The organism is Micromonospora sp. NPDC002575, assembly GCF_042889525.1.
GTDB classification, from domain to species: domain Bacteria; phylum Actinomycetota; class Actinomycetes; order Mycobacteriales; family Micromonosporaceae; genus Micromonospora; species Micromonospora carbonacea.
In genome coordinates this window covers 1-20,235 of record NZ_JBIARA010000014.1, presented here as the reverse complement: position 1 = coordinate 20,235, position 20,235 = coordinate 1, and the positions used below count along the sequence as shown (strand labels likewise).

Sequence of the window (20,235 nt, the reverse complement as noted above, 5' to 3'; positions counted from 1 at the left end):
CGTTGACGACGCGACGAGGACCGGAGGGTGCGGGCGAGGCTCGCGGGTGCCAGACTGCGAGGCCGGGTGACGCGGCAGGACAGCGGCGGACCGGTCCGGCCGCCGCGGCCGTGAGTCGAACAGGAGCGCGTCGTGGATGACCAACCGAAGCCACCACCCATGATCGCGGCGGCGATCAGCCCGGCGGTGCCACCGAGCGGCCCGGGCTGCGTCGAGTGCGAGTCCGCCGGCGGATGGTGGTTCCACCTGCGCCGCTGCGCGGCCTGCGGCCATGTCGGCTGCTGCGACTCCTCGCCGAGCCAGCACGCGACCGCGCACGCGGCCACGACGGGGCATCCGGTCGTGCAGAGTTTCGAACCCGGGGAGTCGTGGTTCTGGGACTACTCCGACGACCAGTTCTACGCCGCCGGGCCGGAACTGGCCGAGCCGCGTTCGCGCCCACTCGACCAGCCCGCCCCCGGTCCGGCGGGCCGGGTGCCCGAGGACTGGCAGCGCCGGCTGCACTGACACGGGCGGCGATGGCCGGGCTGGTCGTGGCCGCACGCCGTGCGCCCGCTTCCACTGTGGACCCACTGTCGGTAGGTTGGGGCTGCCTCGGCGTGGCGGCCACGGGGCTTCGTCAGGTGGCCGGTCCTCCGGCGGCGTCGAGCGGACAGGGGAGGCCCCTCGAATGAAGATCGTCGCATTGTCGTGCACGCAGAAACGTCTCCCGTCGGTGACCGACGCGCTGCTCGAAGCGGCGATCACCGGCGTCGTCCGGGAGGTCGGCGACGCGCAGATCCAACGCATCCGGCTGATCGACCACCGCATCGCGATGTGCGAGGGAGAGGACACCTGCCTCGATCCCGAGGTGGGCCGGTGCACGCTCGACGACGACTTCGCGCAGGTCGTCGACCTGGCCGAGGGCGCGCAGGCGATGCTGCTGGCCATGCCGGTGTACGCGGGCAACGTGCCCGCCGTGCTGAAGATCTTCCAGGAGCGCCTGAAGAGCTTCATGAACGCCCCGCAACGCCCGTTCGGGAACCTGCTGGTGGGCACGATCGTCCACTCGCGCACGATGCTGACCGAGCCCGCGCTGGGCTCGTTGTTCCCGTGGTACCTGCGCCTGCGGAACAGGAACGTGGCGTCGGCGTGCGTCACCCAGAACGAGCACCAGGACCTGACCCGCACCGCGGCGGTCGACCTGTGCGTGGCCGTGGGCCGGCAACTCGGCATGACGCTCGACGCCAGCCGGCCGCCGGCCCCGGGCCGCACGGCGCTGCCGGTGGTTCAGCCGGCGGCCCGTCCCCGCTGCGGTGACCCGGCCGCCTCACCCCCCGGGGGGTGAGGGGACTCCGCGCGCCAGGTGCACCCGTCGCCCTCCTGCTCGCACGACACCGTGACGTCCGGTTCCACGTACCGGGCGGCGATGGCGGTGTTGAGTTCCTGGCAGTACGCGCACGGCGACGAGAACGTCAGCACGACGCCCGCGCGGGCGGCCCGCTTGCGGTACCGGAGGATCCCGCAGTCGGCGTTGCGCAGGACGGTGCCCGAGGGCTCGGGCTCGCTGGTCACCGCCGAGTCGTACAGCAGCAGCTGGTTGCGCAGCCGGGTCATGAAGTGGTCGGTGGCGGACACCCCGGCGGGCCGTTGCGCCCGCAGCAGCTCCGCGGTGATCCGGGAGTTCGCCTGGATCCACGCGGCCAGGCCGGCTTCGCCGTGCTCACCCAGGACGAACTCCTCCGCGGCGGCCTGGGCCTCGAAGAACCGCTGACGCCACAGGTCGACCTTCTCTGCCGGGTCGAGGGGGGACGGCTCACCGGTCACGGTCCGCGTCCTTCCCGGCGGCGGCGTCCAGCTCGGCGAAGACCTCCTGGGCGACGCGCAGCCCGTTGTTGGCCACCGGCCAGCCACCGTAGTAGGCGAGCTGGATGATGACCTCGACGATCTTCTCCCGCGACATGCCGAGGTGCAGGGCGGCGCCGATGTGGCCGCGCAGCTCCCAGTCGGTCCGGGCCAGCGCGACCGCGGTCAGCGCGACCAGCTCGCGCTCCTCGACGCTGAGGTGCGGGCGGGTCCAGATCTCGCCGAACAGGTGGTCGACGGTGATCCGCAGGAACTCCGGGTAGGAGCCCGGACGCGGTTCACGGCCGAAGACCTGCTGGAACATGGCCACGCCCCGCTCGTGGCGGACATCCGGCTGACTCATCGATCAACTCCTTCGGATAGGCCGAACAGTTGGCAACGCCCACGACGCCACGAAGGCGGCGACCAGCAGCGCCGCGCCGCTGCCGAAGGCGGCCGGAACACCGACCCGCTCGGCGACGAGCCCGACCACGACCGGCCCGACCACGGCGCCGACGTCGGTGCACATCGAGAAGACGGCGACACCACTGCCGGCGCGGCCCGCGACGACGTCACCGACCAGCGCCGCCGGCGCGGCGTTGAGCAGCGCCGATCCCGCCGCGTACACACAGAGCAGGACGACGAGCCAGGCATAGCTGCCCACGAACACCAGGGCGGCGATCGCCGCCGCGGCCACCCCGGTGCCGGCGACCATGGCGGGCCGCCGGCCGGCCCCGTCGACGACCCGGCCGGCCGGCACGATCAGCAGCGCCTGGACGACCGCGGACGTCGTGAACGCCCACCCGACCCACGTCACGTCGTGCCGCCACGCCACCACCACCGTGGGGACGAGCGCGCTGCGCAGCCCGAACAGGACCCAGCCCTGCGCCAACGCCGCGAGGCACGCCACCACGTAGCGGCGGTCCCGCAGCAGGACCGACAGCCCGACGGCGTCCCGGCCGGGCTCCGCCCCGGCGGCGCGGCCGGCGCGCAGCACCGCCAGGGTCAGCGCCGCGGCGGCCAGCAACAGCGCGGCGTACGCCAGGAACGGCGTGGACAGGTCGACGAGGGCGAGCAACCCGCCCAGCGCCGGCCCGCAGACCCCGCCGAGCAGGAAGCCCGCCTCGAACACGGCGCTGGCCCGGCCCCGCTGGTCGGCCGGCGCGATCGCCAGGAGCATCGCCAGGGCGGACACCGAGAACAGCACCGAGCCGACGCCGCCGAGGCCACGGAACACGAGCAGCTGCCCGTAGGAACCGGCGAACGCCGTGAGGGCCGAGGAGGCGGCGCACAGCAGCAGGCCGGCGACCAGGACCCGCCGCTCCCCGAACCGGACGCCGAGCCGGCCGCAGAACGGGCTCGCGGCCAGCCGCAGCAACGCGAACAGGGCCACGAGCACGCCGATCTGGGTGGGCCCGGCCCCGAACGTCGCCGCGTACACCGGGAGCACCGGGAGCACCAGCCCCAGGCCGAGCATGACGCAGCCACCGACGACACTGAGGACGTAGACCTCGCGGGGGAGACCCGGCTGGGCGGTGGCAGCGGATGGGACGCTGCCGGTGCCGGCCGTCGTCACTGCTCGGTCACAGGATGATGCTGAGCTTTCCGTGCTCGTACAACGTCTCGTGGTCGAGCACCACGACCCGCCGCCGGACCCGGAACGACTCGCCCTCGACGACCAGCTCGAACCGGTACTTCCCGACGTACGCGTCGGAGCGCCCGTGCCCGAACCGGTGCACGACGACGTTCGCCGCCACGTCGAGGTGGGTGCCCCGATCGGCCAGGATCTCCACGTTGCCGATCATCCGGTTGGTGCGCGACCGGGGGTTCTCGCACCACACCTCGTCGTTGAGGAGCTGTTCGATGCGCTGGCGCAGCCGGGCGGCGTCGTCGTCGACGAGCCCGAGCGCGTCGGCCGTCGCGTCGCGGACGTCGGTGGCCGGCACCCGGTAGCGGATGTCGTCGGTCAGCATCTCGTCGTACCACTCGCGCAGCCGCCACTCGTCGAGCAGCCGCGCCTCGCGGAACAGGAACTGGTTCACCCGGTGCCACAACCGCACCTGGGCCGCCTCGTCGACGGTCAGCTCGATGGTCATCGCGGTCCCGTCCCCTGCGTCGCGGCCCGGGCGGCGGCCTCGTGGTGGCCGTCGTCGCCGTGCATCAGCCTGTCCCACTGCCGCCAGAACTCGCGGGCGGGAAGCTCGTCGGTCGTCTCCGGGACCTCCTTGTTCATGCCCCGGGACAGGTCCGAGTAGCGGACCGTGCGGTTGAGGTAGCCGCGCTGGCACGACTCGATGATCTCGATGTCGTCGGGGGTGGCGAAGCCGGCGGGGCCGAGGAACGTCAGGTAGTGGCTCTTGCGGAGCTCCCGGATGTCCGGGTCCTCGTCCTTGGGGGCCAGGGCGACCGAGGTGATGGCCATCCGGTCGGCGCCGACCGGGTCGATCTTGCGGATCGTGATGGCGATCGCGTCGATGATCATCAGGTTGGGGAAGACCAGCAGCGCGCGGTTGGTGCCGGTGATCCGTTGGGCGCGTTCGGGGCCGAACCGGTCGACGAACCGGGCGGCCGTCGCCTCGATCCGGGGCCGGACCTCGGCACCGAACATCGGCGTCCAGTAGGCGAGCGGGCGGGCCGCCGCCGGTGGCAGCTCGTTGGCCCCGTGCCCCAGCCCGAGGGCGCGGCCGAAGCCGCCCCGTCGTCGTGGTGGCACCGATCCCAGCGACTCCATGTAGCTGACGTACCGCTTGTGCAGGGCCCGGAAGTGGTAGATGTCGACGCTGTTTTCCATCATGAGCTTCCAGTTGGCCCGGGCCCCGTGCAGTTGCGCGCCTTGGATCACCTCCATCCCGACCTCGGACTGGTCGTCGATCAGGTCGAGGTATTCCGTCGCGCCCGCCAGGTATTCGGTCAGGGTGCGGGGCTGCTGCGGATCGAAGGTGACGAACACGAATCCGCGGTAACTGTCGCTGCGGTGCCGCGCGAGGCCGAAGTCCGCTTTTCGGAAGCCCGGCCCGTAACCGTCGGGGATCGGGACCCCGACCAGGTCGCCCCGGTTGGAGAACGTCCAGTCGTGGTACGGGCACCGAAACGATTTGACCTGCCCGGCCGGCTGGGAGCAGATCAGGGCCCCGCGGTGGGTGCAACTGTTCGCGAACACCCGGATCACCCCGTCGGATCCGCGCGCCATCACCACCGGACGCCCGCCGACGTCACGGGCCACGTACGAGCCCGGCCCGGGCACCTCCGACTCGTGCCCGACGTACAGCCAGCAGCGGTCGAAGATCCTGGTCAGCTCCCGGGCGGCCACGTCCTCGTCGGTGTAGGCGCGGCGGTCCACCCGGAAGGAGAGGCGCTCGGGTTCGTCGAGCACGATCGGGTCGTGCACCGGCCGTTGCAGCTCGATGGTCACCGGGCCACCTGCCGTCGCAGCGTCTCGACCGTGCTGACGACCAGCTCGGCAGTGCGTGCGGCGGAGTCGCCGCACTCCGGCTGCGCGGCGCGTAGCCGGGCCCGGTAGTCCCGGGCGGGATCGAGCAGGTCGGCGACGGCGGAGGCGACCGTCTCCCCGGTGACGCCGGCCGGCTCCAACGCCGTGCCGAAGCCCGCGCGACCCACGAAGTGCGCCTGGATGGGCTGGTCCACCGCCAGCGGGATCACCAGCATCGGTGTCGCCGCCCGGATCGACTCCGCCACCGAGTTGTAGCCGCCGTGGGTGACGAACACGTCGGCGCGTTCGAGCACCTCACGTTGCGGCAGGTACGGGGCGGTGAGCACGTCGTCGGGCAGCGCCAGCTCCGCGGCGAGGTCGCCCACCGCGGCGATCACCTGCGCGCCGGTCGCCGCCGCACCGAGGATCACCGTGCGCAGCAGGTCCGGCCGCCGGTAGAAGATGGTGCCGAAGGAGACGAACACCACCGGGCGGTCGGGGTCGAGCCGGTCCAGGCCCGAGAAGGCGACCTCGTCGCCGCGGGCTCCCGCCGCGCCCGGCAACCCGACCAGCTGCACACCGTCGTCGGTGACCGCGTCGGCCCCGACGAGAGCGGGGATCGTCGGCATCAGGTTGAGGATCGGCGACCGCGCGGAGTGGGTCCGGGTCGACCACTGCACCCCGTGCCCGGTCAGATAGCCGCCGACCTGCTCGTCGTACGCCCAGCGGCCCCGTCGGTGCTCGGCCGGGCACACTCCGCCGAGGTTGGCCCAGATCATTCCGTACGGCACGCCGGAGGCGTGTGCGCCGACCATGGCCGCCGCCGTGACCGGCAGCGAGTCGACGAGCACGAAGTCCGGCTCGGCCGCACGGATCGCCTCGGTTGTCTGGTCCGCCACCGGCGACGACCGGAGCATCGGGCCGATCTTCGCCGGATCGCCGCTCCACGGCGCCATCTCGACCTGCCCGACCCCGTGGACCTGCGCCTTGCCCAGGGCCCGGCGACGCTGCTCGTCGAGCGCGCCACCGTCGGCGGACAACAGCAACAGCGCCACCTCACTGCCAGCAGTTTGCAGCGCATTGACCACCGGAACATACGGGTTCAGGTGACCGTGCTGAGTCGTGGTGAGCAGGGCAACGCGCATCAGATCTCCGATCCATCGAAAGGAGACGCACGAACGGCAGGGCTCCGCCCGCCGGACGGGCGATAAACGCCCGGCAGGCGAAAGGACCGTCGACGTCCAGGCACTACTACGAAGCGCTACGCGTTTTCCCTCGTCGCTGAGGGAAACATCAAATCGGCGTTACTCGGAGCAACTCGAACAAACCGGTTCGCCGCCTGCCCCCAGACGGTTTCCCAAAGCCTGCCGGGATGCGCAATCGATGTCAATGCCTGCGGGTGTCGCGGGGGTAAACGGCCGCGCCCGCGGCCCTCGCCCGCCCGCGATCCCGGCGACAGCTCCTGCCGCAAGGTGGTTGTTGCAAAGTATTGGCAACTGGTGGATGCTGACGGGCGGCGGGCGGCCGTCCCGGCACCGCGATGATCAGCACTACGCCGGGGCGTCCGCCCGCTGCCGACGGCGAACGAGCCCGAACTCTCCGGTGACCGCCCGGCGGGAGACGGTCTGGCCGTGTGCCACCCGCGCCCTTCCGGGTTCCCCGGGACGCGCGAGGCGGGCTCCCGGTGCCGGGCGTACCCGCGCCTCCTCGCCGGCCAGGGCACGTGAAGGTTACGCCTTGACGTCCGCCGTGTTATCGCTCACAGTCAATCTGCTCGATGTGAGCGCTAACAGGATCTGATGGCGGGGCCTCGGCCCGTTCATCGACCGTCCACGAAGGAGGGACATGGCACTCATCGGACAGGTCGTGCCGGGCGCGCGACGGCGCGGCCGGCTGTCCCGGGTCGCCGCCGCCATGCTGGCGATGCTGCTCGGCGCGGGGATCGTCGCGGTGGTGCCGTCGGCGGCCGTGGCCGCGACGGTGGACACCACCGCGTGGTACGTGTTGGTGAACCGCAACAGCGGCAAGGCGTTGGACCTGTACAACCAGGCGACCAACGACGGGGCGCGGATCACCCAGTGGACGCGCAACGACGGCGCGTGGCAGCAGTGGCAGTTCGTCGACTCCGGTGGCGGCTACTACCGGCTGAAGTCGCGCCACTCGGGCAAGGTGCTGGACGTCTCCGGCGCGTCGACCGCCGACGGCGCGGCGGTGGTGCAGTGGTCGGACACCAACGGCGCCAACCAGCAGTTCCGCCTGGCGGACTCCGCGGGCGGGTACGTGCGGCTGATCGCCCGGCACTCCACCAAGGCCGTGGAGATCCAGAACGCCTCCACCGCCGACGGCGGGAACGTGGTCCAGTACGCCGACTGGGGCGGCAACAACCAGCAGTGGCAGCTCGTCCGCGTCGGCGACGGCGGCAACCCGGGCGGCTCCACGTACACCAACCCGGTCGTCTGGCAGGACTTCGCCGACGTCGACATCATCCGCGTCGGCGACGCCTACTACCTCTCCTCGTCCACCATGCACTACTCCCCGGGCGCGCCCGTGCTGCGCTCGTACGACCTGGTCAACTGGGAGTTCGTCGGTCACTCGGTGCCCCGGCTGGACTTCGGCACCAAGTACGACCTGCCCAGCTCCACCTCCCGCGCCTACGTCAACGGCATCTGGGCGTCGACGCTCAACTACCGCGCCAGCAACGGCACGTTCTACTGGATCGGCTGCATCGACTTCGCCAAGTCGTACGTCTACACGTCGACCTCGGTCAGCGGCACCTGGCAGAAGCGCTCGGAGATCAACAACTGCTACTACGACGCGGGGCTGCTGATCGACGACAACGACACGATGTACGTCGCCTACGGCAACAGCACCCTGCACGTGGCGCAGCTGTCGGCGGACGGGCTGAGCCAGGTGCGCACGCAGCAGGTCTACACCACGCCGTCGAGCATCGGCACGCTGGAGGGCTCGCGGTTCTACAAGCGCAACGGCTACTACTACATCTTTGTCACCAGGCCGGCCAACGGGCAGTACATCCTGCGCTCGACCAGCCCCTGGGGCCCTTACGAGACGCGGCAGGTGCTGCTGAACATGCCCGGCCCGATCTCCGGCGGCGGCGTGCCACACCAGGGCGGCCTGGTGCAGACCCAGAACGGCCAGTGGTACTACATGGCCTTCGTCGACGCGTACCCCGGTGGCCGGGTGCCGGCGCTGGCACCGATCACCTGGACCTCCGACGGCTGGCCGCAGATCCAGACCGTCAACGGCGCCTGGGGCAGCAGCTACCCGTCGCCGCTGCCGGCCCGGCCGGTCGCGCCGATGACCGGCGCGGACACCTTCACCGGCACGACCCTGAGCCCGCAGTGGGAGTGGAACCACAACCCGGACAACACGAAGTGGTCGACCGGCAGCGGGCTGCGCCTGCAGACGGCCACCGTCACCAACGACCTCTACAGCGCCCGCAACACCGCGACCCGGCGCATCCAGGGGCCCACCTCCACTGCCACCATCGAGCTGGACTACTCGACCATGCGCGACGGCGACCGCTCCGGGCTGGCCATGCTCCGCGACTCGTCGGCCTGGATCGGCGTGCGCCGGGACAACGGGGCCACCCGGGTGGTGATGACCAACGGCCTGACCATGGACGGCAGTTGGCGGACCACCAGCACCGGCACCGAGATCGCCAGCGCGGCGGTCAGCGGCGGCCGGATCTGGCTGCGGGCGAAGGCCGACATCAGGCCGGGCAGCGGGCGGCAGGCGTCCTTCTCCTACAGCACCGACGGGGTGAACTTCGTCCCGCTGGGCAACGCGCTGACGTTGAACAACGCCTGGCAGTTCTTCATGGGCTACCGCTTCGCGGTCTTCAACTACGCCACCCAGGCGCTCGGCGGCGCGGTCACCGTCCGCCGGTTCGACCTGACCACCCCGTGACCGACGCCGGGCCGGGGGCGACGCCCCCGGCCCGGCGCACGGCCTGCCGGCCCCTGGCGGCTCAGCGCGCGAGCCAGCCCCCGTCGACCGGGATGACGGCCCCGTTGACGTACGTCGCCGCGTCGGAGGCGAGGAAGACGGTGGCCCCGGCGAGGTCGTCGGGCCGACCCCAGCGACCGGCCGGGATCCGCTCCAGGATCGCCCGGTTGCGCTCCGGCTGCTCGCGCAGCGCCCGGGTGTTGTCCGTGTCGATGTAGCCCGGCGCGATCGCGTTGACGTTGACCCCGTGCGGGGCCCACTCGTTGGCCAGCGCCCGGGTCAGCCCGGCGATCGCCGACTTCGCCGCCGCGTAGCCCGGCACGGTCACGCCGCCCTGGAAGCTCAGCATCGACGCCGTGAAGATGATCTTCCCGCTGCCGCGCCGGACCATCTCCCGGCCGACCTCCCGGGCGAGCAGGAACGGTGCGGACAGGTTGACCTCCAGCACGTGGTCCCAGTCCTGCTCGGAGTGCTCGGCGGCGGGGGCGCGGCGGATCGTGCCGGCGTTGTTGACCAGGATGTCGACCGGCCGGGGCAACTGCCCGAGCCGCTCGGCGAGCGCGCGGACGGCGGCGCGGTCGGACAGGTCCGTCCGGTACGCCTCGAACGACCGGCCGTGGGCCGCCACCCGCCGGCCAGCCTCGCTGCCGGACTCCTCCAGCGCCGCGCTGACGCCGACGATGTCCGCGCCGGCCGCGGCCAGGGCCTCCGCCATGGCCAGGCCGATCCCGCGCCGACAGCCGGTCACCACGGCCAGCCGGCCGCTCAGGTCGAACGGGTTCACGCCGCACCTCCACAGTCCACGAGGACCTTCACCTCGCCGCCGGCGGCGAGCGCCCGGAACGCCTCGGCCACCTCGGTCAACGGCACGATCCGGGTGATGAGCCGCGCGGCAGGCACCTGCCCGCCGTGCACCAGCCGGACCGCCTCGACGTAGTCGTCGCGCTCGTACACCCGCACGCCGATCAGCTCCAGCTCGCGCCAGAAGACGCGGTGCAGGTCCACCGGCGGCGGGGTGGGGTGGATCGCCACGACCACCAGCCGGCCGCGCACGGCGAGCAGGTCGGTCGCGGTGCGGACCCCGGCGGCGGAGCCGGACACCTCGAACACCACGGCGGCGCCGGCCCCGCCGGTCGCCTCGTGGACGTGCCGCACGACGTCGACCGCCGCCGGGTCCAGGGTGCGCAGGCCGAGCTCGGCGGCCAGCTCGCGGCGGTGCGGGTCGAGTTCGAGCACCGTCACCTCGGCGCCGACCGCCCTGGCGACCGTGCCGATGAGCAGCCCGACCGGGCCGGCCCCGATGACCACCGCGTGTTCGCCGGCGGCGAGCCGGGAGCGCCGCACGTCGTGCACGGCGACCGCGGTCGGTTCGACCAGCGCGGCGTGGGTCAGGGGCAGGTCCCCGGGCAGCGGCACCAGCAGCCGGGCGGGCACCGTCCAGGAGCGCTGCATCGAGCCCGGCGAGTCGATGCCGACGAAGTTGAGCCGGTGACAGATGTGGCGGTGACCCGCGCGGCAGGCCGGGCACTCGCCGCACCAGTCCAGCGGCATGACGGTCACCGGGTCGCCCACCCGGTGGCCCTCGACGCCCGCGCCGACCTCGGCGACGCGGCCGGCCATCTCGTGGCCGATCACCGCGGGCACCCGGACCCGCCGGTCCATCGCGCCGTGCGCGACGTGCAGGTCCGTGCCGCAGATCCCGGTGTACGCGACGTCGAGGCGCACCTCGCCGGGGCCGGGCGGCACGGGGTCGGTCTCGGCGACGACGAAGGTGTTGTCGCCGACGTACTGCGCGCTGCGGTTCACGACGCCTCCTCGGTCAGGTGCCAGACCTCGCGCATCGGGGCCCACCAGTGCCCCGAGCCGGGCTCGGCGAGCGATTCCTGGCACGGATCGGTCAGCTTCCACCAGGCCCGCGTCTGCGGGTCCTCGGCGATGCGGCGCTGGTCGGCGTCGTGGTCCTCGCCGACGTACTCGTAGTAGCCGAACAGCAGGTCCTGGTGCAGGAAGATGCTGTAGTTGCGGATGTTCGCCTCGCGCAGCCGCCGCTCGACGCCGGGCCAGACGGCGGCGTGCAGCCGCAGGTAGGTTTCGCGGTGATCCGGTCGCAGCCGGATCACCCAGCCGTAGCGTCGCACGTCATGCCCTTCCGGTCGAGTGTGGTTCGCCGGCCGGCGTCGGGGGGAGCTGCCCGATCCGCCGCGCCAGGTCGTAGGCGCGCACGGCGGTGCCGGCGAGGATCTCGTGCCGCTGCGCGGCCGACAGCGGGGGCAGCGCCGCCGCCAACGCCCGGCCGACGCCCGCGTAGTCCGACCTGAGCAGGCAGACCGGCCAGTCCGAGCCGAACATCAGCCGCTGCGGCCCGAACTCCTCGACCGCCACCTCGACGAACGGGCGTAGCTGGTCCGGCGTCCAGTCCGGCCCGGCCTCGGTGACCAGGCCGGACAGCTTGGCGGTGACGTTGGGACAGGCGGCCAGGTCGGCCAGCGGCCCGCGCCAGCGGCGCAGGCCCGCCCCGCCCTCGTCGATGCGGGGCTTGCCGAGGTGGTCGAGGACGAACCGCAGCTGCGGCACCGCCCGGGCCGCCCGGGCCGCCGCCGGCAGCTGGTCGGCGCGGATCACCAGGTCGAACACGAGCCCGGCGGCGGCGAGCTCGGCGAGCCCGCGCCGCACGTCGGGCCGGTCGAGGTAGTCGGGGTCCGCCTCGCCCTGCACCTGCGAGCGCACCCCGGCCAGGTATTCGCCGCCCCGCAGCCCGCGGTAGCGCGCGACGGTGGCGGCGACGTCGCCGGCCGCGACGTCGAGCCAGGCCACGACCGCGAGGATCGCCGAGGTGTCGGCGGCGTAGCCGAGGAACTCGGCCGCCTCGTCGGGGTGGCAGCGGCCCCCCTCCACCAGCACGGTGCCGTCGACGCCGGCCGCGGCGAGCTCGGCGGTCAGGTCCGCCGGGGTGAACGGCCGGCGGATGGTCGCCAGTTCGGGCGCGTCGAGCCAGGCGTAGCCGCGTTCCGGCCGCCACAGGTGGTGGTGCGCGTCGATGATCATGCCGTCCGCGCTCCCGCCGCTGCCGGCCGGCGCGTCCACTGCGGGCCGTCCGGGTAGCGGAAGTCGGTCACGGACGCCGCGACGATCTCCGCGCTCATCCCCGGCGCGGTCGGCGCCAGGTACCGCCCACCGGTGACCCGCACCGGGTCCACGAAGTGCTCGTGCAGGTGGTCGACGTACTCGATGGACCGGTCGTCGGTGCTGCCGCTGAGCGCGACGAAGTCGAACATGGCCAGGTGCTGCACCAGCTCGCAGAGCCCCACCCCGCCCGCGTGCGGGCAGACCGGCACCCCGAACTTCGCGGCGAGCAGCAGGACCGCCAGGTTCTCGTTGACGCCGGCGACCCGGCACGCGTCGATCTGCACCACGTCGACGGCGTCGGCCTGGAGGAGCTGCTTGAACATCACCGCGTTGTGCACGTGCTCGCCGGTGGCCACCTTCACCGGGGCGAGCGCCTTGCGCACGGCGGCGTGCCCGAGCACGTCGTCCGGCGACGTCGGCTCCTCGATCCAGTACGGGTCGAACGCGGCGAGCTCGCGCATCCACCGGATCGCGTCCGGCACGCCCCAGATCTGGTTGGCGTCGACCGCGATGCGCACGTCCGGCCCGACGGCCCGCCGGGCGATGCCCATCCGGCGCACGTCGTCGGCCAGGTTCCCGCCGACCTTGAGCTTGATCAGCCCGTACCCGTCGCGCACCGCCTCGGCGCAGAGCCGGGCCAGCTTCTCGTCGTCGTAGCCCAGCCAGCCGGGGGTCGTGGTGTACGCCGGGTAGCCCTCGGCGAGCAGCCGGCGCTCGCGTTCGGCCCGGCCGGCGGCGGCCCCCCGCAGCAGCGCGAGCGCCTCGTCCTCGGTGAGGGCGTCGCGCAGGTAGCGGAAGTCGACCTGCGCGACGAGCTGCTCCGGGGTGAGGTCGGCGAGCAGCTTCCACAGCGGCTTGCCCGCCCGCCGGGCGGCGAGGTCCCACACGGCGTTGACCAGGCCACCGGCGGCCATGTGCACAACGCCCTTCTCCGGGCCCAGCCAACGGATCTGGCTGTCGCCGACGAGCCGGCGGGCCAGCGCGCCCGGGTCGGCGGTCAGCTCGTCGACCGGCTGGCCGACGACCATCGGGGCGAGCGACTGCACGGCCGCGACCTGGATCTCGGTGCCGCGGCCCACGGTGAAGACGAGGCCGTGGCCCGTGGCGCCCGCCGAGGTCCGCAGGATCACGTACGCCGCGGAGTAGTCCGGGAACGGGTTCATCGCGTCCGACCCGTCGCGGTGCCGGGAGGTGGGGAAACGTACGTCGATGGTGGCCACGGACGTGATGCGCTCAGTCACCGGAACTCCTGGGGGATAGAACGTCGGCCGGTGGATGCCCGGCTCGTGGGGTCTGCCTCGCGACGGGCCCGACCGGCGGGCCGGGTCTCCTCACGTCTGCGCCTTGCCCCCGGTGATGCGGGAGACCACCAGGGCCACCAGGATGACGGCGCCGTTGAGGAAGTTCGTCCACTGCGCGGGCACCCCGGCCAGAGTGAGCACATTGATGATCATAAAGAGCAGGAGCACGCCGGTGAAGGCGCCGAACACCGTGCCCCTGCCTCCGTTGAGGCTGACGCCGCCGATCACCGCCGCCGCGAAGACCTGGAAGATCGCGCCGCTGCCCTGGGCCGACGGCACCGCCGCGAGCCGCCCGCTGATCAGCAGGCCGGCGAGCGCCGCGAGCACGCTGGCCACGACCAGCGCGATCCACAGCACCCGATCGGTGCGGATGCCCGCCGCGCGCGCCGCGTCGGCGTTGCCGCCGATCGCGTACAACGCCCGGCCGGCGCGGGTGTACCCGAGGACCACGATCCCGGCGGCGAACAGCAGCAGCGACACCCAGATCGACGCCGGCGCCCCGAACCAGCTCGCCGAGCCCAGGTAGGTCATCGACTCGGGCAGCGCGAAGAAGGTCTGCCCGCCGGAGATGCCGGTGAGCAGCCCGCGCAGGATGATCAGCATGCCCAGCGTCACGACGAAGCCGTTGAGGCCGAACCGGACGATGAGCAGCCCGTTGAACGCGCCGACGAGGGCGCCCACGAGCAGGACCACCGGGACCGCCCAACCCTCCGGCAGCACGCCGAGCCCGAGCCCCCGGGTGAGCGCGGGGTCGACGATCAGCCAGGCGGCGATGCCGGGCGCCAGGCCGAACGTGGACTCCAGCGACAGGTCCATCTTGCCGGTGATCAGCACGACGGTCTGGGCGAGGACCAGGATGGCGATCTCCGACATGCTCTGCAGCACGTTGATGATGTTGTCGGAGCTGAGGAAGACCGGGTTGACGATCGACCCGACGATGGCGACCGCGATGATCGCCGGCACCAGCGCCAGGTCACGCAGCCGGGCGACGACCAGGCTCCGTGACGGCGACGACGGGCGCGACGGCGGCGGCGCCGGGGACGACGCCTTGGCGGTGGACAGCGTGTCAGACATGGTGGAGGTCCACCCCTTCCATGGCGGCTACCAGATCGTTGTCGCTCCAGCCGTGGGCCATCTCGCCGACGACCCGGCCCTGGAACATCACCAGCACGCGGTCGCAGATCCGCAGGTCGTCGAGCTCGTCGGAGACCACCAACACGGTGCTGCCCCGGCCGCGCACGTCCTGCACGACGCCGAGCAGGGTCTGCTTGGACCGCACGTCGACCCCGGCGGTCGGCGTGATGAGGACCAGCACCCGCGGATCGCTGGCCAGCGCCCGGCCCATCACGACCTTCTGCTGGTTGCCGCCGGACAGGTCGGACACCGGCACCTGCGGGCCGGACGCCTTGATCGCCAGGCCGGCGATCGTGTCCCGGGCCAGAGCGTCGCGCCGGGCCGACGAGATGAGGCCGTAGCGCCCGACGCGCTCCGGCACGGTCATCGTGACGTTCTCCGCGATGGACAGCGCCGGCACCAGGCCCTCCCGGTGCCGGTCCTGTGGCACCAGCCCGACGCCGGCGTCGAGCGCGTCGGGCACGCTGCCGGGCCGCAGCGCCCGGCCACCGACGGCGACCGTGCCGCCCGCCGGGCGGGCCAGGCCGACGATCGCCTCGGCGACCTCCACCTTGCCGCTGCCGCCGCCACCGGCGATGCCGACGACCTCGCCCGCCCTGGCCTCCAGCGACAGCCGCGCGCCGGACGAGGTGACCAGGTCACGCACCGACAGCAGCACCGGCGCGCCGGACGGCAGCCGCCGGTGCGCGGCCTCCGGCATCGTCACGTCCTCGCCGGTCATCGCGGCGACCAGCGCCTGCCGGCTCAAGCCCGCCACGTCGGCGGTGACGACGTGGCGGGCGTCGCGGAAGACCGTCACCCGGTCGCAGAGCTCGTAGATCTCCTGGAGGTGATGGCTGATGAACAGGAACGTCACCCCGTGCGCCCGCAGGTCCCGGATCCGGGCGAACAGCCGGCTGATGCCCGCGGCGTCGAGCTGGGCGGTCGGTTCGTCGAGGATGATGAACCGGGCCCCGAAGGACAGGGCCCGGGCGATCTCCACGAACTGCCGCTGCTCGACGGTGAGCGTCGAGGCCGGCTGGCGCACGTCGACGTCGACCGACCACGCCGCCAGCAACTGCTCCGCCTCCCGGCGCAGGCCCGACCAGCGGATCAGCCCGCCGCGGCCCCGCGCGTGCCGGTTGAGGAACAGGTTCTCCGCCACGGTGAGGGTGGGGATGATCGTCGACTTCTGGTAGACGCAGGCCACCCGCTGCCGCCAGGCGTCGCGGTCACCCAACGGTGGGGCCGGACGCCCGTCGAAGGCCACCGCGCCGGCGTCGGCGGCCTGCAACCCGGTGAGGATGCTCACCAGCGTCGACTTGCCGGCGCCGTTGCGCCCCACCAGGGCGTGCGTCTCGCCGCGGCGGACCAGGATGCCCGCCTCGGACAGGGCGAGCGTGGACCCGAAGCGCTTGGTGATGTTCACGGCCTCGACGACGGGCTGGCCGCCGCCGGCCAACCCGTCGCCGGGGCGGTGCGGGGCGGCACTCATGCGTTACGGCCCCACAGCGACGCGTCGTCGAACTTCAGGGTGGGCTGCCCCGCGATCGGCGCGCCGTCCAGCGTCACCAGCGGCGCGGGGAGCTGGTCCTCCAGCAGGCCGTCGCGCACCTGGATGATGGTGCTGCCGTGCGCGGTGGGGCCCGGCTGGAACGTCTTGCCCTCGATTGCCGCCTTGGCGTATTCGAGGCCGTAGCGGGCGTACAGGTCGGCGGGCTGGCTGACGGTGGCGTCGATCAGGCCGTCGCCGATGTTCTTCAGCTCCTCGGGGATGCCGTCGTTGGAGACGACGAAGACGTGCCTGGGGTCGGTCGGCGGCACCTGTAGGCCCCGCTGCTTGAGGATCTGCAGGGTGCCCGACAGCGCGAACGAGGACTGCATGTAGATGCCCTTGACGTCCGGGTCCGACGCGAAGCGGGTCTGCAGCTTCGACGCCGCCACGTCGGCCTTCCAGTCGGTGGCCTCGCCGAACACGGTGATGCCGGGGAAGTCCTTGCGCATGCACTCGTTGAACGCCTCGGTGCGGTCCCGGCCGTTGATGGAGTCCAGGCCGCCCTGGAGCATGACGACCTTGCCCTTGCCGCCCAGCTTGGCGCCCAGGAACTGGCACGCCTTGGTGCCGTAGGCGCGGTTGTCGGCGCGTACCACCATGAACACCTTGCCGGTGTCCGGCCGGGTGTCGATGGTGACTACCGGGATCTTGCGGCTGTCGAGCTGGGCGAGGGTCGGCGCGATGGCGGCGGTGTCCTGCGGGGCCATCACCACCCCCTTGACGCCCTGGCTCATGAAGGTCTGTGCGTTGGAGATGAGGTTGGCGATGTCGTTCTGCGAGTTGGTGGTCTTCAGCTCGACGCCCAGCTCCTCGGCGGACTTCGGCACGTACGTGATGTACGAGTTCCAGAAGTCGGTGTCCGAGCGCGGGTAGTCGACCCCGACGAGGGGCCTGCCGCCGCCCGAGGCGGTGCTGTCGCCCGCCTGGCCACCGCAGCCGGCGGTGAGGGCGGCCGTCGCGCCGAGCAGCAACGTCAGCCCGGTGCCCACCAGGTTCCTTCGGTTCATCATGTTCTCTGCCTCTCTGGCGGTGCGCTGCGGGGATCAGGCGGCGGTGATGGTCCAGAGCAGGTTGGTGCTGCCGTCCCAGCTCCACTGCTTGACGGTCGAGCCGGAGGGGACCTGCCCGCCGCCGTCGAGCACCAGCCCGGTCGCCCGGTTGGCGATCCGGTACCGCCGGTTGCCCTGGTCGGTGACCTGCCACTGCTGGCTGTTGCCGCCGTTCCACGCCGCCTGCTGGGCCGCGGCCCCGCTCGTGGTGAGGCCGAAGCCGTCGACGACCATGCCGTTGGTGCGGTTGACGATCCGGTGGTAGCCGGTGCCCAGGTCACGAGCTGCCACTGCAGGTTGGCGCTGCCGTCCCAGCTCCACTGCTTCAGCGGCGACCCGGCGGCGACGTTGCCGCCGCTGTCCAGCGCCAGGCCGTTGGTGACGTTGGTGATCCGCTGGTACGTCGCCGGGTTGAACGTGACCCGCAGCGAGGCGATCGCGTCGTTGTTGCCGGTGTTGCGCAGGTCGGCGTTGTCGCCGGTGAACGTCCAGCTGGTGCCGGAGAAGTTGTCGTTCGCGTACCCGACGAGCTGGTGGCCGGCGGTGACCCGGACCGACGAGATGGTCCGCAGCCCGATGCCGGCGGACTGCAACTGCGCGGCCGTGTGGCTGCCGACCGACAGGTTGACGCCGGTGTCGTAGCCGGTGTTGGCGTAGACGCTGACCGGCGCGGAGACGGTGGGCCCGCCGCCGGGGGTCGGGATCGGCCCGTTGAAGGTCAGCTTCACCACGTACGCGGGCGCGCCGAACGGCGCGCCCGCCGACGGCAGGGTGATCCGCAGCCCGTTGGCGTCCTGCGTGCGGGTGGGCAGGTTGACGTAGCTGCCGGCGGTGGTGTCGAGCAACTGCACGCCGGCCAGCGAGCTGAGGTCGATCCGGCTGGACGCGAGCGTGGCGATGGTGACGGAGCTGCCCGGCCAGCCGAGGATCGTCGCGTACAGCACGCGGTTGTCCTTGCTGCGGGTGAACCGGATGTCCTGGGGCGTGCCCGCGCGCGGCTCGGTAAAGGAGCCGCCGCCCATCTGGGTCGGGCCCTCGCCGTACGTCGTCCAGGCCCGGGTGGAGTAGACGGACTCGCCGAAGCGGCGCAGGTAGTCGCCGATGCCGCGCAGGATCGTCTGCTGCCCGGACGGGATCGTGCCGTCGGCCATCGGCGCGATGTTGAGCACCATGGTGCCGTTCTTGCTGACCCGGTCGATCAGCGAGTGCAGCATCTGGTGGAGCGTGTAGTAGCCGATCCCCGTGGTGTAGCACCAGCTCGAACTGCTGATGCTGTCATCGGTCAGCCAGTAGGGGCTGCGCAGGTCGGCCGGCCCGCCGCGCTCGTAGTCGAAGACCGCGCCGCCTTGTTCCAGGCCGTCCTTGTAGGTGGCGACGACCTCCTTGTCCCACGCGACGGCCCGGTTGTAGTAGTACGCCAGGAACTTGAGCCGCTGCGCCTCGCTGATGCGGCGCAGGTCGAAGTCCTGCCAGATGACGTCCGGCTGGGACTGGTCGATGATCTCGCGGAGCTTGTCGTACCAGAGCTGCTCCTCGGCCGCGGTGCCGAGCTGGCCGTAGAGCTTGCGCAGGCTCGCGTCGGTCTGCTGCGGCGCCCACTGGTAGAAGCCGGTGAAGTTGAACGCGTGGTGCATGGCGACCAGGACCTTGAGGCCGCGGGCCCGGATCGCGTCGGTGTGCAGCTTCAGCAGGTCGAGGCGGGGGCCCTTGGCCACGGAGTTCCACTCGTTGACCCGGCTGTTCCACATGGAGAAGCCGTCGTGGTGCTCGGCGACGGGGCCGGCGAACCTCGCCCCGGCGTCGACGAACAACTGCGCCCACTCGTTGGGGTCGAAGTTGCCGCCCGCCGACCTGAGCCTGGGGGCGAACTGGACGAAGCGGCCGGACCTGTCGTTGGCCCCGTTGATGAAGTTGTGGTACGGCCACACCGACGGATCGCCGTAGACGCTCTTGTGGTGGTTGTTCTCGCCGGAGCCGTTGTTGTACATGTTGCGCGGGTACCACTCGTTGGCGAACGCGGGGACGCTGAAGACGCCCCAGTGGTAGTAGATGCCGAACTTGGCGTCCTGGAACCACTCGGCTGCGGCCGGGTGCTGGCCGACCGAGGCCCAGCTCTCGGCGTAGCTGCCCGGGCCGGGGATGACGGCGGAGGCGGGGGAGGGGCGGATCAGGCCGCCGGCGGCGGCGCCGGTGACGCCCAGGGCGGCCAGCAGCGAACGTCGGGAGATCGAGGGACGGGACATGAAGCTCCCTCCAGAGGCGGAGCGGGCGGTGGTGGTGTGGTGGCGCCCAGCACGGTGAGACATCAGACGTTAAAGGTTTCCTGCGCGTAACGTCAATGATCGCTATGTCCGTTGTTCGGCACGTCTGTCGTGCCCGGCCCATGGTTGGGCGGCCCTGGCGGCGCGAAGACGTCATATCAATGCCCGCTCGGTGGGTTGCCTCGTATCCGCGTAGTTAAATCTTGACTGTCGCCTATGTTATCGCTCACAGTTGTTCGGGTCGGGTTCCGACCCGTCGACGGCCCGTCACACCACCACCAGGAGATGACGATGACAGCCGCACGTCCACCCGCGACCCGTACCCGGATCAGGCGCGGCGTCGCCTGGGTCGCGATCCTGCTCTGCGTCTCGACGCTGTTCGCCGCTCCGGCGCGGGCGGACAACCCGATCGTGCAGACGATCTACACCGCCGACCCCGCCCCGATCGTTCACAACGGCCGGGTGTACCTCTACACCGGCCACGACGAGGACGGGTCCACGTATTTCACGATGAGGGACTGGCGGGTGTTCTCGTCGGCGGACATGGTGAACTGGACTGATCATGGTTCGCCGATGAGTCTGGCGACGTTCTCGTGGGCGGAGGCCGACG

Annotated in this window: 18 protein-coding genes and 2 pseudogenes; 4 read left to right on the top strand and 16 right to left on the bottom strand. The window is 72.0% G+C overall.

What is annotated here, in order from left to right:
* The first annotated feature begins 132 nt into the window (after positions 1-132).
* Both ACFYWL_RS20830 and ACFYWL_RS20825 read left to right on the top strand, forming a co-directional pair.
* Complete coding sequence (locus tag ACFYWL_RS20830; protein ID WP_386975069.1) at positions 133-507, top strand: UBP-type zinc finger domain-containing protein; 375 nt, start codon at positions 133-135, stop codon at positions 505-507.
* Between the two features lie 163 nt (positions 508-670).
* Positions 671-1,327: a flavodoxin family protein gene (locus ACFYWL_RS20825; RefSeq protein WP_386975067.1), complete on the top strand. Its 657-nt coding sequence runs from the start codon at positions 671-673 to the stop codon at positions 1,325-1,327.
* Here ACFYWL_RS20825 and ACFYWL_RS20820 read toward each other — a convergent pair.
* From ACFYWL_RS20820 to ACFYWL_RS20795, 6 genes are read right to left on the bottom strand one after another with little or no spacing between them, the layout of a single operon-like run.
* Positions 1,270-1,806: a hypothetical protein gene (locus ACFYWL_RS20820; protein ID WP_386975065.1), complete on the bottom strand. Its 537-nt coding sequence runs from the start codon at positions 1,804-1,806 to the stop codon at positions 1,270-1,272. The genes ACFYWL_RS20825 and ACFYWL_RS20820 overlap by 58 nt on opposite strands.
* Complete coding sequence (locus ACFYWL_RS20815; protein ID WP_386975063.1) at positions 1,796-2,188, bottom strand: carboxymuconolactone decarboxylase family protein; 393 nt, start codon at positions 2,186-2,188, stop codon at positions 1,796-1,798. The genes ACFYWL_RS20820 and ACFYWL_RS20815 overlap by 11 nt, the downstream gene beginning before the upstream one ends.
* A 3-nt stretch (positions 2,189-2,191) precedes the next feature.
* Complete coding sequence (locus tag ACFYWL_RS20810) at positions 2,192-3,400, bottom strand: MFS transporter (protein ID WP_386975061.1); 1,209 nt, start codon at positions 3,398-3,400, stop codon at positions 2,192-2,194.
* A gap of 7 nt (positions 3,401-3,407) precedes the next feature.
* A complete protein-coding gene (locus ACFYWL_RS20805) occupies positions 3,408-3,920 on the bottom strand; it encodes an aromatic-ring-hydroxylating dioxygenase subunit beta (protein ID WP_386975059.1) in 513 nt (170 codons plus the stop codon).
* Complete coding sequence (locus tag ACFYWL_RS20800; RefSeq protein WP_386975057.1) at positions 3,917-5,236, bottom strand: aromatic ring-hydroxylating dioxygenase subunit alpha; 1,320 nt, start codon at positions 5,234-5,236, stop codon at positions 3,917-3,919. Before ACFYWL_RS20800 ends, ACFYWL_RS20805 begins: the two co-directional genes overlap by 4 nt.
* Positions 5,233-6,399, bottom strand: coding sequence for a glycosyltransferase (locus tag ACFYWL_RS20795; protein ID WP_386975055.1), 1,167 nt, complete (start codon positions 6,397-6,399; stop codon positions 5,233-5,235). Before ACFYWL_RS20795 ends, ACFYWL_RS20800 begins: the two co-directional genes overlap by 4 nt.
* Before the next feature lie 700 nt (positions 6,400-7,099).
* Between ACFYWL_RS20795 and ACFYWL_RS20790 the strand changes: the two genes are divergently transcribed.
* Positions 7,100-9,181 carry an RICIN domain-containing protein gene (locus tag ACFYWL_RS20790; RefSeq protein WP_386975053.1) on the top strand — a complete coding sequence of 694 codons (2,082 nt, stop codon included), beginning with the start codon at positions 7,100-7,102 and terminating at the stop codon, positions 9,179-9,181.
* 61 nt (positions 9,182-9,242) lie between these two features.
* On the opposite strand, the gene kduD is transcribed toward ACFYWL_RS20790, so the two are convergent.
* The 10 genes and pseudogenes from kduD to ACFYWL_RS20740 all read right to left on the bottom strand — a co-directional run.
* Entirely contained in the window at positions 9,243-10,004 is a 762-nt protein-coding gene (kduD, locus tag ACFYWL_RS20785) for a 2-dehydro-3-deoxy-D-gluconate 5-dehydrogenase KduD (protein ID WP_386975051.1), read from the bottom strand.
* Positions 10,001-11,026, bottom strand: a complete 1,026-nt coding sequence (locus ACFYWL_RS20780; protein WP_386975049.1) for a zinc-binding dehydrogenase — start codon at positions 11,024-11,026, stop codon at positions 10,001-10,003. The genes kduD and ACFYWL_RS20780 overlap by 4 nt, the downstream gene beginning before the upstream one ends.
* Positions 11,023-11,358: an L-rhamnose mutarotase gene (locus ACFYWL_RS20775; protein WP_386975047.1), complete on the bottom strand. Its 336-nt coding sequence runs from the start codon at positions 11,356-11,358 to the stop codon at positions 11,023-11,025. Before ACFYWL_RS20775 ends, ACFYWL_RS20780 begins: the two co-directional genes overlap by 4 nt.
* Position 11,359: 1 nt before the next feature.
* Positions 11,360-12,265, bottom strand: coding sequence for an amidohydrolase family protein (locus ACFYWL_RS20770; protein ID WP_386975045.1), 906 nt, complete (start codon positions 12,263-12,265; stop codon positions 11,360-11,362).
* Positions 12,262-13,587, bottom strand: a complete 1,326-nt coding sequence (locus ACFYWL_RS20765) for an enolase C-terminal domain-like protein (RefSeq protein ID WP_386975043.1) — start codon at positions 13,585-13,587, stop codon at positions 12,262-12,264. Before ACFYWL_RS20765 ends, ACFYWL_RS20770 begins: the two co-directional genes overlap by 4 nt.
* A 90-nt stretch (positions 13,588-13,677) precedes the next feature.
* Entirely contained in the window at positions 13,678-14,721 is a 1,044-nt protein-coding gene (locus ACFYWL_RS20760; protein WP_386975041.1) for an ABC transporter permease, read from the bottom strand.
* Positions 14,714-16,255 carry a sugar ABC transporter ATP-binding protein gene (locus ACFYWL_RS20755; RefSeq protein ID WP_386975039.1) on the bottom strand — a complete coding sequence of 514 codons (1,542 nt, stop codon included), beginning with the start codon at positions 16,253-16,255 and terminating at the stop codon, positions 14,714-14,716. Before ACFYWL_RS20755 ends, ACFYWL_RS20760 begins: the two co-directional genes overlap by 8 nt.
* Entirely contained in the window at positions 16,252-17,325 is a 1,074-nt protein-coding gene (locus tag ACFYWL_RS20750; protein WP_386975037.1) for a sugar ABC transporter substrate-binding protein, read from the bottom strand. Before ACFYWL_RS20750 ends, ACFYWL_RS20755 begins: the two co-directional genes overlap by 4 nt.
* Before the next feature lie 33 nt (positions 17,326-17,358).
* Positions 17,359-17,598: an RICIN domain-containing protein gene (locus ACFYWL_RS20745; protein WP_386975351.1), complete on the bottom strand. Its 240-nt coding sequence runs from the start codon at positions 17,596-17,598 to the stop codon at positions 17,359-17,361.
* Between the two features lie 851 nt (positions 17,599-18,449).
* Positions 18,450-19,607: pseudogene (locus ACFYWL_RS20740) on the bottom strand (alpha-L-fucosidase); the annotation flags it as partial.
* 309 nt (positions 19,608-19,916) lie between these two features.
* Here ACFYWL_RS20740 and ACFYWL_RS20735 point away from each other — a divergent pair.
* Positions 19,917-20,235: pseudogene (locus ACFYWL_RS20735) on the top strand (glycoside hydrolase); the annotation flags it as partial.